Source organism: Niallia sp. 01092 (genome assembly GCF_052318935.1).
In the GTDB taxonomy this organism is placed as follows: domain Bacteria; phylum Bacillota; class Bacilli; order Bacillales; family Cytobacillaceae; genus Niallia.
On record NZ_JBQRKO010000066.1, the window covers coordinates 1 to 651 of the forward strand.

Genomic DNA, 651 nt, shown 5'->3' on the forward strand with positions numbered 1-651 from the left:
GGTCGTTTATTAATTAATGTTGTATCAGGAAGCAATCCTGCAGAGCAAGCAGGCGATGGTTCTCATGTTAGTTATGATGAACGTTATGAACTGACAGATGAGTTTTTAGATGTTTGGCGTTCTTTGCTAGCTGGAGAAGAAGTTCATCATGAAGGCAAGCATTTAAATATTGACGGCGGCCGCCTTGTTTATCCACCAGTACAAACGCCTCATCCTCCTATCTATTTTGGTGGTTCATCAGAGAAGGCGCTTGATATAGCAGCAAAGCATAGTGATGTGTATTTAACATGGGGAGAACCTGTGGCACAGGTAAAAGAAAAGATTAGCAAAGTAAGAGCATTGGCTGAAAAACAAGGCAGAACAATAACATTTGGCATTCGTCTGCACGTTATTGTTCGTGAAACAGAAGAAGAAGCATGGGAAGCAGCTAATGATTTAATCAAGTATGTAGATGATGAAACAATTGAAGCAGCACAAAAAGAATTAAGCAAACATGTTTCAGAAGGACAGCGCCGGATGTTAGAACTTTCTAAAGGAAATCGAGACAATCTAGAAGTCAGCCCCAATTTATGGGCGGGGATTGGCTTAGTTCGCGCTGGTGCTGGCACAGCGTTAGTCGGTGATCCAGAAACAGTAGCACAACGCCTCAAA

The 651-nt window shown here is 42.2% G+C and carries 1 protein-coding gene; it reads left to right on the plus strand.

The features are described 5' to 3' along the window. Nucleotides 1–651: LLM class flavin-dependent oxidoreductase (locus tag ACTXGU_RS22305; RefSeq protein WP_443483701.1), on the plus strand; the 651-nt coding region annotated here is incomplete at both ends.